A 13,741-nucleotide genomic window follows, 5' to 3' on the forward strand; every position below is an offset into this window, starting at 1 on the left:
ATGAGAAAGCGCAAGTCCTCGATGTCCAAACTTTCACCCGGATTGAAGCGTGCAGTGGTGTGGGGCGGCGGTGCCTTCGTGGCCGGCGCCTTGTTGGTGCTGGGCGCGGTGGGCGTGGCGATGGTGGTGATCACGCCCAAGCTGCCCGACGTGTCGGCACTCGCCGACTACCGTCCCAAGCTGCCGTTGCGCGTGTATTCGAGCGACGACGTGCTGATCGGCGAATTCGGCGAAGAGCGTCGCGACCTGGTGCCGATCGGCGAGGTGCCGAAGGTGTTGAAGGATGCGGTGCTGGCGGTGGAGGATTCGCGCTTCTACGAGCACGGCGGCATCGACTACTTCGGACTGATGCGCGCCTTGCTCACCAACATCCTGCATGGCTCGAACCGGCAGGGCGCATCGACCATCACGCAGCAGGTGGCGCGCAATGTGTACCTGAGTTCCGAGAAGACGATGACGCGCAAGGCCTACGAGGCGCTGCTGGCCTGGAAGCTGGAGAGCACGCTGACCAAGGACCAGATCCTCGAGATCTACCTGAACCAGATCTACCTGGGCAACCGCTCCTACGGCTTTGCCGCCGCGTCGGAGAGCTACTTCGGCAAGCCGCTCAAGGACATCACGACGGCCGAGGCCGCGATGCTGGCCGGCCTGCCCAAGGCACCGGGCACCAACAACCCGCTGGTCAACCCGCGCCGCGCACGCACGCGCCAGTTGCATGTGATCGGCCGCATGGAAGACACGGGGATGATCACCGTCGCGCAGGCCACGGCCGCGCGCGACGAGAAGCTGCACCTGCGCGATGCGGCCGACCCGGCGCGCGTGCATGCGGAGTACGTGGCCGAGTCGGTGCGGCGCGAGATGCTGGCGCAGTACGGCGACAGCATCTACACGCGCGGCCTCAAGGTCTACACGACCATCGTGGCAGCGGACCAGGCCGCGGCGTACAGGTCATTGCGTCGCAGCATCATGGATTACGAACGGCGCCAGCCGTACCGCGGTCCGGAGCAGACGGTCGCGTTGCCCACGGAAGAATCCGCGCTCGACGATGCGGTAGACAACGCGCTGGCCGATCATCCCGACAACGGTGACGTGCTGGCAGCGGTGGTGCTGTCGGCCAGCCCGAAGGAAGTGCTTGCAGTGCGTGCCAACGGCGACACCGTCCAGGTGACGGGCGAGGGCTTGCGCCCGATGCTGGCGAGCCTCTCCGCCAAGGCCTCGGCGCCCCTCGCGATCCGTCGCGGCGCGGTCATCCGCGTGACGAAGACGGCGAAGGGCGCCTGGGAGATCACGCAACTGCCCGAGGTCGAGGCTGCCTTCGTCGCTATCGACCCGCGCGACGGCGCGATCAAGGCGCTGGTCGGCGGCTTCGACTACGACAAGAGCAAGTTCAACCATGTGACGCAGGCCTGGCGCCAGCCGGGCTCGACCTTCAAGCCCTTCATCTATTCGGCGGCGCTGGAGAAGGGCTTCTCGCCGGCCACGGTGGTCAACGATGCGCCGCTGGTGTTCGACAGCAACGCCACCGGTGGCGCACCCTGGGAGCCGAAGAATTTCGACGGCACCTATGCCGGCCCGATGACGATCCAGCATGCGCTGGAGAAGTCGGTGAACATGGTCACCTTGCGCGTGCTGCAGGCCGTCGGCACGACCTACGCGCAGGACTGGATCACGCGCTTCGGCTTCGACCGCGACAAGCATCCGGCTGTGCTGCCGATGGGCTTGGGTGCCGGCTCGGTCACGCCGATGCAGATGGCCGCGGCGTACTCGGTGTTCGCCAATGGCGGCTATCGCGTGGCCCCGTACCTTGTGACGCGCGTGACCGACTTCAAGGGCAAGGTCGAGTTCGAGGGCAAGCCGCCGGTGCTCGACGAAAGCATGCGTGCGATCCCCGAACGCAATGCCTTCGTGATGCGCACGCTGCTCAACAGCGTGGTGAAGCGTGGCACCGCCTTCAAGGCCTACCAGGCGCTCAAGCGCGACGACCTGTTCGGCAAGACCGGCACCACCAACGATTCCGTCGACACCTGGTTCGCAGGCTTCCAGCCGACGATGGTCGGCATCGCATGGGTCGGCTACGACACGCCGCGCCAGCTTGGGGTGCGCGGCGAGACCGGCGGCAGCCTGAGTCTGCCGATGTGGACCGGCTACATGGAGACCGCGCTGAAGGGCGTGCCTGTGGCTGCGCTGACGGCGCCTGAAGGCGTGGCCAATGTGGATGGCAGCTGGTACTACGACGACTTCACGCCGGGGCGTGGCGTGGCCAGCCTGGGCCTCGATGCGGCGGCGCCGACGCCTCCGGCCGAGCAGCAGGTGGGTGGGCCGTCGATGTCGGCGCCTGTGACGGTGGCGCCTGCGCCGGCGGTAACCCCAGCGCAGCCCGAGGAGCGCAATCGCATCCTCGACTGGTTCCGCTGATTTACCCCAGCGCGAGCCAGATGCGACCGTTCTCGATCTTCACCGGGTAGCTGCGGACCGGCTTGTTGACCGGCGCATGGGTCGCCTTGCCGGTGCGCACATCGAACTTGCCCTGGTGCAGCGGGCACTCGATCTCGTGGCCTTCGAGGAAGCCGTCACACAGGCGGCCGTCGCCGTGGGTGCAACTGTTGTCTGTCGCGTGGATGGTGCCGTCGACATCGAAGAGGGCGATGTCGAGCGCGCCCACTTCGACGCCGATCACGTCGCCCGCCGGTACTGCATCGGCGGCGGCGATGTCGATCCATCCGGTTGTCGTCGAGTTGTTCATGGCGGATAGATCAATGAGTTGGAAATCATCTCGCTGTCATGCACAACGAGACGCGATGCGAACTTGAAGCCATCGGGCGTGCGCACGATGGTGTCGATGTAGCGGCCGATGCTGTAGACGTGGTCAGCTCGTTGAACTTGGTGCGGAACACGGCGTAGTTGGCCTCGCATTCGATGCGCTCGCCATCGTCCTTGTGACCGAGCGGCGCGCCGACGACATGGCGTTGGTAGTACGGGTTGGGGGTCTCGGCTTCGAGACCGACATGGCACCAATGGCCCGTGTAGAACAGGCGCTCCAGTTCCTCGCGGTGCAGCACGTCGTCGATGTAGGCGGCGAAGGGGATGCAGCTGGTGCCTGCGTCGTGCCATCGCAGGACGGCTTCGGTGGCCATGTCGGTTGTCTCCTCGTGAGGGTGGCTCTTGCGTCCCATGATGGCCCTTTTGTCGCTATCAGCCAATCGAATCCGGCGAATACTGCGGGCATGGACCTTCATGAGATCGACCTCAACCTGCTGGTGGGGTTCAATCAGTTGCTGATGAAGCGCCGCGTGTCCGGCGCGCGCCGCGGCATCCAGCGCACGGTGCGGTTGCGTGTGCCGCACTTCGTCGCCGTCGGCCACATCCTGGCCCGCACCAAGATGATCGCCACGCTGCCGCAGCGCCTGGCCGAGAAGATCGTCGAACCCTTCGACCTCGTGTCGGCGAAACATCCGGCGCCGTTGCCCGATACGCGATCACGCTGTTCTGGCATGCGCGCTACCACCAGGATCCGGCGAACCAGTGGCTGCGGGAGTTGATCTTCGGGATGTTCGCGCGGGAAAGCTGTGGGCGGAGGTCGTGCGGAATTCCACCGCAAGAAGCGGAGCGCCGGCTTCAAGGCCTTTCCATAAAGTGACCCTTCTCACTTTGGACGACCATGCCGGCACCCCTTCCTCGATCCTTTTCCCGCCTTGCCGGGTCCAACCTCTGCGCCCAGTCTGCCGAACAGCTGAGCCTGGCCGCAGCGCCCATGATTGCCGTGCTCTCGCTGGATGCCGGACCGGGTCAGACGGGCATGTTGGCAGCGGCCCAGACACTGCCATTTCTCCTGCTCTCGATGCCGCTGGGCATGCTCGCGGACCGCATGTCCCGGCGCCGCCTGATGCTGGGGTCGGAGCTGCTTCGGGCCATCTCCCTGCTCGCGATGCTCGTGGCCTGGCTGGCGTCTTCCTTGACCATCGAATGGCTTGCGGCCCTGGGGTTCCTTGGCGCCATCGGCACGGTCGGCTTCAGCGTGGCCGCCCCGGCGCTGGTGCCTTCCCTGGTCCCGCGCGAAGTGCTTGCGCTCGCCAATGCGAGACTTGAACTGGCCCGCAGCGGGGCATTCACTGCGGGGCCAGCCATCGCGGGAGCGCTCGTGTTCTGGGCCGGCGCATCCGCGGCGTTCACGCTGGGGGCCGTGCTCTCGGCCTCGGCGATCGTCCTGCTGTGGCGCGTGTCCGAGCCTCATCGAGCCATGCCCCTCAAGCGTCATCCGCTCCTGGAAATCCGGGAGGGTGCGGGCTTCGTGTGGCGGCATGGGATGTTGCGGCCGATGCTGGTGACGGGCGTGGTCTTCAACCTCTCCTGGTTCGTTCTTCAGGCGGCGTATGCGCCCTATGCGGTTCATGTGCTGGGCATGGGCGCGCAGACGCTCGGCTTCACGCTCGGGCTGTTCGGTGTGGGCATGGTCCTGGGCGCGCTCTTCACTTCCCGTGTGGTGGCCAGGATGCCGTTCGGGCGGGCCATCCAGGTCGGCCCTGTCGCTGCGGTGCTTGCCGCGTCGGCCATGGCTGCGACGCTGGTGTTCCCGCATGCTGCGCTCGCCGGGCTTTCTTTCGTGCTCTTCGGCGCAGGTCCGATGGTCTGGACCATCACCTCCACGACGCTGCGCCAGAGCGTCACGCCGGGTGCCATGCTGGGCCGGGCCTCTGCCGTGTTCCTGACGGCGACCGTCGGCGCGCGGCCGATGGGTGCCGCGCTCGGCGCAGTGGTCGGCGCCTGGTGGGGCGAGTCTGCCTGCCTGCTGTTGGCGCTGGTGGGCTTCGCGGTCCAGGCTGGCGTCATCCTGTGGTCGAGCGTATCGACGCTGCGCACGCTTCCCGTTGCAGCGGCTTGAGCCGACACGCATCCGGATGGCTCCTGCGCTGCACCGAAAGTGGTGTCGTCATCGTTTCGATTTCGTGAACGTAGCGTTCGCGATGTGCCGTGCGCACGCTGTGCATGCGCGCCAGAGAATCCGTTTCACGCGGAGGCCACCAGGACGCCGCGCAAGAAACCTCTCAACCAAAGGCATCGACATGAAGACTGTTCACATCCTCTCCGCGAGCGCATTGGCCCTGCTGGCTGCCGGCCTGCACGCCGAGACCTACGAAGGCGTTCAAGCCCCCGTCTCGGCCATGAGCCGCGACGCCGTGTACTCCGATGCCGTCCGCACCGCGGCTGCGGCGGACCAGAACATTCCGCGCGGTTCGCGTGGCGCCGAGCGCTTCGTTGCACAGGCCGACGCGGCTGTCGTTCGCGCTGACGCGGTGTATGCGAACTACGCCCCCGACCAGAACGTGTCGCGCGGCTCGCGCTTCAACAGCACCGTCGTGTCGACGATGCCGCATCCGCTGGCTGCACAAGTGCAGGCGAGCAAGAAGGCGCCGACCGTCGCGCAATAAGCAGTGTGTCTCGTGCCGGTGCATGTGCGCCGGCACGGCTTCCGTCTTTCATGGCTTTTCTTCGTCAGTGCCTCATGCAGGCCCGCTACTTGCAAGGCGATCCGCGCGCGTCGTTGCTGGAACAGGATGTTCCGGGGGACGTTGTGCCGCGCCTCTCACCGCTCGATCGCATCGAGCGGCAGTTCCATCGCTTCCCATCGCCGCAGCATCGTGACCTGCCGCCGCAAGTAGTCGGTCGGCATGGCCTGCGAGCCCCAGACCGGGACGCGGCCCGCGTACTCGCCCAGTAGCCAGAACTGCCGCACGGCCATGAAGGGGGCGATGGCGGCGAGATCGATGGCTGCGACCGCGCGCACCGACCGGTACGCGCCGATGAAGTGGCGCCATTGCGTCATCGCCTTGTCGCTCAGGACACCGTCCTGCGTACGCGGATGCAGCCACCACGGATAGACCGCGAGCTCGTAGGCCAGATAGCCCGGACCGGCCTCGTCGAAATCGAAGAACACCGCCTCGCGCTGCCCCTGCGCGCCTTGGACCACGAAGTTGTTGTGGCTGTGCGCGTCTCCATGGCAGAGCACGCGGCTGAGTTCGCTGAATTCACCGATGCGATCGTGCAGCCGCCTGGCCAGGTCCTCGAACTGCGGTCGCAACTCGGCCGTCATGGTGGGGGCGCGCAGCAGGCTCTGCAACGGTCTTAGCAGCAGGTAGTCCAGGTCCAGCGTGTAGGCGCTCGGTGTGCCCTGGAAGCTTTCGCCTGCGCTGTGCAACGCCGCCAGCCCGCGCGCAAAGACCTCGATTTCCACGGCCGCATCGCTGGTCATCTCGCCTTCCACGAATTCGAACAGCATCAACGGCCGCTGGCCTTCGGGCAGGCCGACATCGATGGCCACCTCGCCGCTCGCCGCGCGCAGTCCGCGCGACACCGCGCATCCGGCCTGCGCCCAGTGCTCCAGCGCTTCTGCCTCGAAGTGCAGGTTGGGTGCCCCGCGTGGCCGTTCGGCGCACAGCCGCGCCACGGCGCGCTGGCCGCTGGCAAAGACCAAGCGGTAGACCTGGTTGAAGCTGCGCCGCAGGAACTCGCTTTCGACGACCTCGCCGAGGTCATAGCGTGACTCGACCAGCCGCGCGATGCTGGTCGCAGTCGGCGTGGATTGCGCAATCTCCATTCTTGTCGTCTCCCTTGGCAAAGGGCGCGATTATGTTGGCGCTGCGCGAGGCGCGCAACGGTGCCGGAGGCGGCGCCCGTAGCGTCGCCCTACTGCCCGCGCCTCGCCTTCCGCCGCGGCCCAACGGCGAGTGCGGCAGCGGTGACATCCGTCCGCGACGTCGTCTAGCCAAATTTTGCCAATGGACCTACGCTTGTCTCATGAGCACCATGAACCTATCCCTCCCGGACACCATGAAGTCATTCGTGGATGAGCAGGTGGCCCAGCGCGGCTATGGCACGAGCAGTGAATATGTGCGCGAACTGATTCGCAAGGATCAACAGCGGCTCCAGTTGCGACAGGTCCACGCGCCATGCGTACGCGCTTGAATTGCCAGGGCTGCGCAATTCGCCATTGACCGGCTTTCCGCACCTGGTGTTCTATTTCGAACGACCGGACTGCATTGACGTGTGGCGCGTGCGCCATGGGCAGCGCGACATGCTTGCGTGGCTGCAGCCGCATGAAGTCGCTTCCTGACACATGCGACGAGGCGGGTCCGAAGGCGGATGAGGGCTCACCCACGCGCCGCCAGTGGCAAGGTCAAGGTCGCCAGCGCTCCACCACCCGGCCCGTTCACCAACTCCACATGCCCCCGGTGCAGCGCCGCGATCTCCTTCACGAAGGCCAGGCCCAGCCCCGTGCTCTTCTTGTGGCTGTGCGGCCGCGCCAGCGAATAGAACTTCTCGAACACCTTGTCTTCTGCGTAGTCCGGAATACCCGGCCCGCGATCCCGCACGGTGATGCGCGCATGCCGTGACGTCGCCTGCAGTGTGATCACGACCTCGCGCCCCGGCGGCGAGAAGTCGATGGCGTTGTCGAGCAGGTTGCTCACCGCGCGGCGCAGCAGGAAGGGGTCGCCCTCCGCCGTCGCGAAGGGCGAGTCGATCGCCACGCGCACCGACACATCGCGCGCCGACGCGGCCGTGTGTGCACTGCCCGCGACGTCCTGCAGGAAGTCCGCCAACACGATCGGCTCCACGCGGTCCAGCGAGCGCCTTGCTTCGAGAGCCGTGAGCTCCATCATGCGGTCCACGATCTCCTGGATGCGTTGCGTCTCGCGCGTGATGTTGACCAGGAAGTGCTCGCGCTGCTCCTGCGGCATCGATGGTTCCTGCAGCAACTCGGCCGCACCGCGGATCGCCGACAGCGGGCTCTTCACTTCATGGGTGAAGTTCTGCACGTAGTCGGCCACGTAGTTGCGGCCGGTGAGTGCATCGCGCATCTCGCCGATGCCGCCGCGCAGCACGTCGACGGCGCGGCGCACCATGCGCGAGACGCTCAGGTGCGGCTGGCTGCGCACCCACTTCCAGTAGTCCGACATGAGCCCGAAGGGCCGCACCAGCCACACCGACATGATGATCGCCAGCACCAGCAGCGCGAGGGCCGAGCCCACGCCCACCCACAGCGTGCGGGCGCGCGCGTCCGCGACGAACTGGCCGAAGCTCTGCACCGGCTTGCCGACGCTGACCACGCCGACGATCTCCTCGCCCCAGCGGATCGGCGCGCCGACGTACATCACGGACGAGCGCGGATCGCTGGCCACGTCGCGCGTGGTGCGCGCGCCGTACTCGCCTGCAAGTGAACGCGCCACGTCCGGCCAGCGCGAGTAGTCGTGGCCCGACTCACGCCCGGTCGAGTCGAACACCACGCGCCCCGTGCGGTCGGTGACGTACACGCGCAACTCGACCTGTGTCTTGTGCAGGTTGTAGATCTGCGCCGAGAACTGCCGCGCGTAGACCGAGCGGAACAGCGGTTCCAGCCGCGCCGTGTTGAGCGCGCCGGCGATCACGTCCTGCTCGACCAGGCTGGCCATCAACTGCGATGTCTCGACCAAGGATTCTTCCGCCGACTCGCGGTAGCGCGGATCGATGTCGGCCATCACGCGGTAGAGCAGGAGCGCAATGCCGATGGTGTAGATCAGCAGGATGCCGATGAAGATGCGGGTGCGTTGGGTCACTTTTGGGACGCTGCTGAATGCGGACTTGACCGGCCGCGAAGGACGCGAAGAAACGCAAAGGACGCGAAAAAGACAGAAGGAATTCTTCGGGTTTTCTTTCGCGTCCTTCGCGGAACCTTCGCGTCCTCTGCGTCCGGATGTCCGTATCCAAAGGCCATGTTCATGGCGTCAAGGGCAGCTCTTCGTTCAACGCATAGCCGGTGCCGCGCAATGTGCGGATCGGCTCGACCTCCGGCGCGATGGCCTTGAGCTTGGCGCGCAGGGTCTTGATGTGGGCATCCACCGTGCGATCGAAACTTTCGCTGGCGTCGTCCCACACCAGTTGCAGCAGTTCGTCGCGCGTGAACACGCGGCCGGGGCGTTGCACCATCAGCTTGAGCAGGCCGTATTCGTAGCGGGAGAGGTCGAGCGCGCGGCCGTAGTAGCGGATCTGCATGCGCTCGGCGTCGAGCATGAAGGGCTGCGGCTTGGGTACTGGCGCTGCGACCGCTGCCGGTGCCGCCGCGACGGCCGACTGCGTTCGTCCGCTGCGTCGCAGGACGGTGCGCACACGCGCCACCAGTTCGCGCGGCGAGAAAGGCTTGGCGATGTAGTCGTCGGCGCCGAGTTCCAGGCCGACCACGCGGTCGATCTCGTCGCTGCGCGCGGTGAGGAAGATCATCGGCACCTCGACGCCGCCCGATGCGCGCGTGATGCCCTGCAGCCGCTTGAACAGCTCGAAGCCGTTCAGGTCCGGCAGGCCCACGTCGAGGATGGCCAGCGCCGGCGGCTCATCGGCGAAGGACTTGATCGTGTCTTCCGCGGTGGCACACCACACGGGCTCGAAGCCGTCGCTGCGCAACACGTACTGCAGGGTGTCGGCAATGCCGGACTCGTCTTCGGCAATCAGGATGCGGGGCTTGGGCGGCATGGCGCGAATGGTAGCGACTCGCCGCCGCTCATTGCGGCGTGGTCATGCGCCGCGCGGCGCATGCAGGGGCTTGCAGCGGGGCTGGCTCAGCTTGTCGGGATGCGGATGTTCAGTTGCTGGCGCGACGGCTCCGGGGCGACCTCGGCGGAGGCCGGCGCCAGGATGCCCGGCAGCACCAGCGCTTTCGCCAGCGCAGGTGAGTTGCGCTGCAAACGCTCCATCGCATCGAGCACGCGACCGGCGACGGTCAGGTAGCGGCGCACGAACTTCGCGCGCTTCGGCGAGGCCTTGGCTTCGTCGGTTGCCACCTCATCGACATAGCCACCCCAGTTGGAGCCGTCCAGCATGTTGGTGCAGACCGAGATCGAGGTCGACAGCGCGCGTGCCGCGTGCCACCACTTGGCCGGCACGAAGATCATGTCGCCGGGTTTCAGCGTGGTGCGGTATTGCGTGGCCTTGGCCAGCAACGGGAAGCGCTCCAGGTCCATCATCACCGGGTCGTCGACCATCGAATGGTTCTGGAAGAACTTCTTCGGGTAGAGGTACTGGCCGTCTTCTGGCGGGTAGACGATGAATTCCTTATCGCCGTAGATCTCGGTGATGGCGGCGTGGGCGTTCTCGCCGTCGTAGTGCATGACCGGGAACTTGCTGCCGACGCCGCCGATGAGCAGCTTCAGGTAGCCGTCCGGGCGGCGCCACTTCTCCAGCATCAGCGGGCTGGCGTAGCGGCGCGGGAAGGCGAACTTGTTCTGCGGGATCACGTCCGGAAGCAGTTCCGGCAACACCTCGTGCAGGAAGGACCGGTACATGTAGGGGCCCGGCTTCTCGGGGCTCGATTCCAGCACCTGGTCGATGAAGGTGTCGAAGGGCATGTTGCGGTCGTAGCCGATCGCCACGGGCTGGCTGCCGAAACGCTTCTTGAAATGTTCCGGGGTCCAGTTGCGCATGGCGGGCCAGTCGCTCGCCACATTGGTCAGCACGACCGGCCGGTTCGTGTGCATGTAGCGGGCGAGGAAGTCGTCGTAGCTGAGCTGGGCGCCGTCGACGCGCTCGATGGGGAGCCACTTGGCGGGTGTCCTGCCGGGCGGGGCTTCGGCTTGCTCAAGTGGGGACGGCTGTACGGCCTCGGATTGCATTTGCATACATTGATACTACAAAAGTGCTTGCAAACCCGCAATCTCTCAGGTGGACAAGAACGGCATATCCCATGTGTAAGTCACGTTCCCGCCAAGTCATCGAGGATCGGGCACTCCGGCCGCTGGTCGCCGTGGCAGCAATGCACGAGGTGCGTCAGCGTCTTGCGCATGGCCTGCATCGCGACGATGCGCTGGTCGAGTTCGGCCAGGTGCCGCTGGGCGATGGCCTTGACGTTGGCGCTGGTGCGCCGGCGGTCGTGCCACAGTCCGGCGAGTTCGGCGATCTCGCTGATCGAGAACCCGAGGTCGCGGGCGCGTTTGATGAAGCGCAGGGTGTGGATGTCGGGTTCGCCGTACTGGCGGTAGCCGCTGTCGGTGCGGTCGACGGGAGGCAGCAGGCCGAGTCCCTCGTAGTGCCGCACCATGCGGGCGGATACGCCGGATTGCCGCGCTGCTTCGCCGATCGCCACGCGCATCATGCCGCCCGGTAACCGGCGTTCTCGATCGCCAGGCGGATGTCCTCGCGCGCCTGGTGGGTCAGCACATCGACATGGCCGGTGGGCAGGTCGACGGTGACCTGGGCTTCGGGGTCGACCTGCTTGACGGCTTGCGTGACGCTCTCCGCGCAGTGGGAACAGCTCATGCCGTCGACCTGGAATTTCTGGCTCATGAAGGGGGCTCCTTTTCTGTGTCTGTGGGGATGCCCCCGAGTCTGAACCTGCACGCCCATGCAAGGTTGAGCACATGGGACTTGACCTTGCCATGATGTGAGGCTTTAGTCTTGGCTCATGAACTTGTCGACGGAAGCGGTGCTGGATATTTCGGTGGGCGGGATGACTTGCGCCTCGTGCGTGGGGCGGGTCGAGCGTGCGTTGCGGCAGGTGCCGGGCGTGACCGCGGCCACGGTGAACCTGGCGACTGAGTCGGCCCGCGTGGCGTGGGCCGGGGAGGGGGCGGGCGAGGGGATGGATGCGCGCCTGCGACGTGCGGTGCGTGCGGCCGGGTATGAGCCGCGCGTGGCGGTCGCGGGGCCGGAGCCGGAGATACCGGCCTGGAAAGGCTTCGGGCCAGTGGCGGCCGGGTTGCTGCTGTCGGCGCCGCTGCTTGCGCCGATGCTGCTGGCGCCGCTGGGGCTGGACGTCATGCTGCCGCCGTGGTTGCAACTGTTGCTGGCCGCGCCGGTGCAGTTCTGGCTCGGCGCGCGCTTCTACCGCGCCGGCTGGCTGGCGTTGAAGGCGCGCAGCGGCAACATGGACCTGCTGGTGGCGCTGGGCACGAGCGCGGCTTTCGGGCTGTCGCTCTGGTTGTGGTGGCGGGCCAGCGCGGGCGGGCACGCGGGGCATGCGGCGCCGCATCTCTACTTCGAGGCTTCGGCCGTGGTGATCGCGCTGGTCTTGCTGGGCAAGTGGCTGGAGGCGCGGGCCAAGCGGCAGGCCACGTCGGCGATCCGTTCCCTGCAGCAGCTTCGCCCCGAGGTGGCGCATCTGGTGGGGCCGCGCGGGGAGTCTGACCTGCCGCTGGCCGAGGTCATGCCGGGCGACCGGCTGGCGGTGCGGCCGGGGGAGCGCGTGCCGGCGGACGCGCGGGTGCTGGAGGGCGAATCGGAGGTGGATGAATCGATGCTGACCGGGGAGCCCTTGCCGGTGCCCAAGCGCGTGGGGGATGGGGTGACCGGAGGGTCGGTCAACGGCGCCGGGCGGCTGGTGGTCGAGGTGCGCGCGGTGGGCGCCGAGAGCGTGCTGGCGCGCATCATCCGGCTGGTCGAGGATGCGCAGGCGGCGAAGGCGCCGATCCAGAAGCTGGTCGACAAGGTATCGGCGGTGTTCGTGCCGGTGGTGTTGCTGATCGGCTTGGCGACGCTCCTCGGGTGGCTGCTGGCCGGCGTGGGCATCGAACGGGCGCTGGTCCATGCGGTGACGGTGCTGGTCATCGCCTGCCCGTGTGCGCTGGGCCTGGCGACGCCGGTGGCGGTGATCGCCGGCACTGGCGTTGCGGCGCGGCGCGGCATCCTGGTCAAGGACGCGCAGGCGCTGGAACTGGCGCACCGGGTCGACACGGTGGCTTTCGACAAGACCGGCACGCTCACGCTGGGCACGCCGGAACTCACGGCCTTGCTGCCGGTGGGCGAGGGCGACGAGGCCGGGCTGCTGGGCGTGGCCGCGGCATTGCAAGCTGGCAGCGGGCACCCGCTGGGGCTTGCGGTGCTCGTGGCGGCGCAGCGGCGCGGCCTGCAGGTGGCATCGCCGCGCGATGTGCAGGCGCTGCCGGGGCGTGGCGTGCGCGGCGTGGTGGGGGGTGGCGAATGGGCCATGGCGAGCCTGCGCTGGTGCGAGGAATTGGGCGTGCCGGTCGAGCCGCCGCGCCAGCTGCAGGACGAAGGCGCGACCTTGTCGGCGTTGCTCCAGGTCGATGGGACGCGCATGGTGCTGCGCGCGCTGCTGGCCTTCACCGACCAACCGAAGCCGCACGCCACTGAAGCCATTGCGGCGCTGCGCGCGCGCGGCCTGCGCGTGGTGATGATTTCGGGCGACAACCAGCGGGCGGCGAACGCGATGGCCGCGCGCCTGGGCATCGATGCCGCCGATGTCCATGCCGAGGTGCTGCCGGCCGACAAGGCGGCCGTGGTCGGCGCGTTGAAGCGTGGCGGGCATGTGGTCGCCATGGTCGGCGATGGCGTCAACGATGCACCGGCCCTGGCGGCAGCCGATGTCGGCATCGCCATGGCGCATGCGCAGGGCGGCACCGACGTGGCGATGGAGGCCGCGGGCATCACGCTGATGCGTGGCGACCTGGCGCTGGTGGCCGAGGCGCTGGCGCTTTCGGGGCGCACCGTCGGCAAGATCCGGCAGAACCTGTTCTGGGCCTTTGCCTACAACGCGGCCGGCGTGCCGCTGGCGGCGCTGGGCCTGTTGAGCCCGGTGGTGGCCGGCGCGGCGATGGCGCTCTCCAGCGTCAGCGTGATGGCGAACGCGTTGCTGCTGCGGCGCTGGAAGCCTGCGGACCCGAAGGGCTGAAAAGCGCGCGCTGCCGTATGCTGGCACCCCTGTTCAATCGCCAACGCCGACTGCGCACGAAGATGCGCTGCCGTTGGCCATCCACCGAAGCCC

General features: G+C 67.3%; 12 protein-coding genes and 2 pseudogenes. 6 read left to right on the forward strand and 8 right to left on the reverse strand.

The genetic code is table 11. The features are described 5' to 3' along the window. The first annotated feature begins 21 nt into the window (after nucleotides 1–21). Nucleotides 22–2,415, forward strand: coding sequence for a penicillin-binding protein 1A (locus WKW82_RS01790; RefSeq protein ID WP_340340528.1), 2,394 nt, complete (start codon nucleotides 22–24; stop codon nucleotides 2,413–2,415). Between the two features lies 1 nt (nucleotide 2,416). On the opposite strand, the gene WKW82_RS01795 is transcribed toward WKW82_RS01790, so the two are convergent. Both WKW82_RS01795 and WKW82_RS01800 read right to left on the reverse strand, forming a co-directional pair. Then, nucleotides 2,417–2,743: a non-heme iron oxygenase ferredoxin subunit gene (locus WKW82_RS01795; protein WP_340340529.1), complete on the reverse strand. Its 327-nt coding sequence runs from the start codon at nucleotides 2,741–2,743 to the stop codon at nucleotides 2,417–2,419. Beyond that, a pseudogene (locus WKW82_RS01800) lies at nucleotides 2,740–2,981 on the reverse strand (salicylate hydroxylase); the annotation flags it as partial. The pseudogene WKW82_RS01800 and the gene WKW82_RS01795, both read right to left, overlap by 4 nt. A 243-nt stretch (nucleotides 2,982–3,224) precedes the next feature. Here WKW82_RS01800 and WKW82_RS01805 point away from each other — a divergent pair. The 3 genes from WKW82_RS01805 to WKW82_RS01815 all read left to right on the forward strand — a co-directional run bounded on the left by WKW82_RS01805 (nucleotide 3,225) and on the right by WKW82_RS01815 (nucleotide 5,426). Further along, nucleotides 3,225–3,539 carry a type 2 periplasmic-binding domain-containing protein gene (locus WKW82_RS01805; RefSeq protein WP_340340530.1) on the forward strand — a complete coding sequence of 105 codons (315 nt, stop codon included), beginning with the start codon at nucleotides 3,225–3,227 and terminating at the stop codon, nucleotides 3,537–3,539. 212 nt (nucleotides 3,540–3,751) lie between these two features. Then, nucleotides 3,752–4,879, forward strand: coding sequence for an MFS transporter (locus WKW82_RS01810; protein WP_340340531.1), 1,128 nt, complete (start codon nucleotides 3,752–3,754; stop codon nucleotides 4,877–4,879). 181 nt (nucleotides 4,880–5,060) lie between these two features. Further along, nucleotides 5,061–5,426: a DUF4148 domain-containing protein gene (locus WKW82_RS01815; protein ID WP_340340532.1), complete on the forward strand. Its 366-nt coding sequence runs from the start codon at nucleotides 5,061–5,063 to the stop codon at nucleotides 5,424–5,426. Between the two features lie 155 nt (nucleotides 5,427–5,581). On the opposite strand, the gene WKW82_RS01820 is transcribed toward WKW82_RS01815, so the two are convergent. Next, the gene (locus WKW82_RS01820; protein WP_340340533.1) at nucleotides 5,582–6,592 is read right to left on the reverse strand and encodes a phosphotransferase enzyme family protein; all 1,011 of its coding nucleotides are present in this window, start codon (nucleotides 6,590–6,592) and stop codon (nucleotides 5,582–5,584) included. Nucleotides 6,593–6,792: 200 nt separating this feature from the next. Here WKW82_RS01820 and WKW82_RS01825 point away from each other — a divergent pair. Beyond that, nucleotides 6,793–6,936, forward strand: a pseudogene (locus tag WKW82_RS01825) (ribbon-helix-helix domain-containing protein); the annotation flags it as partial. A 209-nt stretch (nucleotides 6,937–7,145) separates the two neighbouring features. Here WKW82_RS01825 and creC read toward each other — a convergent pair. The 5 genes from creC to WKW82_RS01850 form a co-directional block, all read right to left on the reverse strand. Further along, nucleotides 7,146–8,588, reverse strand: a complete 1,443-nt coding sequence (creC, locus tag WKW82_RS01830) for a two-component system sensor histidine kinase CreC (protein WP_340340534.1) — start codon at nucleotides 8,586–8,588, stop codon at nucleotides 7,146–7,148. Nucleotides 8,589–8,748: 160 nt separating this feature from the next. Continuing rightward, nucleotides 8,749–9,498 carry a two-component system response regulator CreB gene (gene creB, locus WKW82_RS01835; RefSeq protein ID WP_340340535.1) on the reverse strand — a complete coding sequence of 250 codons (750 nt, stop codon included), beginning with the start codon at nucleotides 9,496–9,498 and terminating at the stop codon, nucleotides 8,749–8,751. 86 nt (nucleotides 9,499–9,584) lie between these two features. Further along, a complete protein-coding gene (locus WKW82_RS01840; protein WP_340340536.1) occupies nucleotides 9,585–10,640 on the reverse strand; it encodes a cupin-like domain-containing protein in 1,056 nt (351 codons plus the stop codon). Between the two features lie 74 nt (nucleotides 10,641–10,714). Continuing rightward, nucleotides 10,715–11,113 carry a Cu(I)-responsive transcriptional regulator gene (gene cueR / locus WKW82_RS01845; protein ID WP_340340537.1) on the reverse strand — a complete coding sequence of 133 codons (399 nt, stop codon included), beginning with the start codon at nucleotides 11,111–11,113 and terminating at the stop codon, nucleotides 10,715–10,717. After that, nucleotides 11,110–11,304, reverse strand: a complete 195-nt coding sequence (locus tag WKW82_RS01850; RefSeq protein ID WP_340340538.1) for a heavy-metal-associated domain-containing protein — start codon at nucleotides 11,302–11,304, stop codon at nucleotides 11,110–11,112. The genes cueR and WKW82_RS01850 overlap by 4 nt, the downstream gene beginning before the upstream one ends. Before the next feature lie 118 nt (nucleotides 11,305–11,422). Here WKW82_RS01850 and WKW82_RS01855 point away from each other — a divergent pair, with 118 nt between their 5' ends. Beyond that, entirely contained in the window at nucleotides 11,423–13,648 is a 2,226-nt protein-coding gene (locus WKW82_RS01855) for a heavy metal translocating P-type ATPase (protein WP_340340539.1), read from the forward strand. Nucleotides 13,649–13,741 lie beyond the last annotated feature (93 nt).

This window comes from Variovorax rhizosphaerae, from assembly GCF_037889975.1.
In the GTDB taxonomy this organism is placed as follows: Bacteria; Pseudomonadota; Gammaproteobacteria; order Burkholderiales; family Burkholderiaceae_C; genus Variovorax; species Variovorax rhizosphaerae.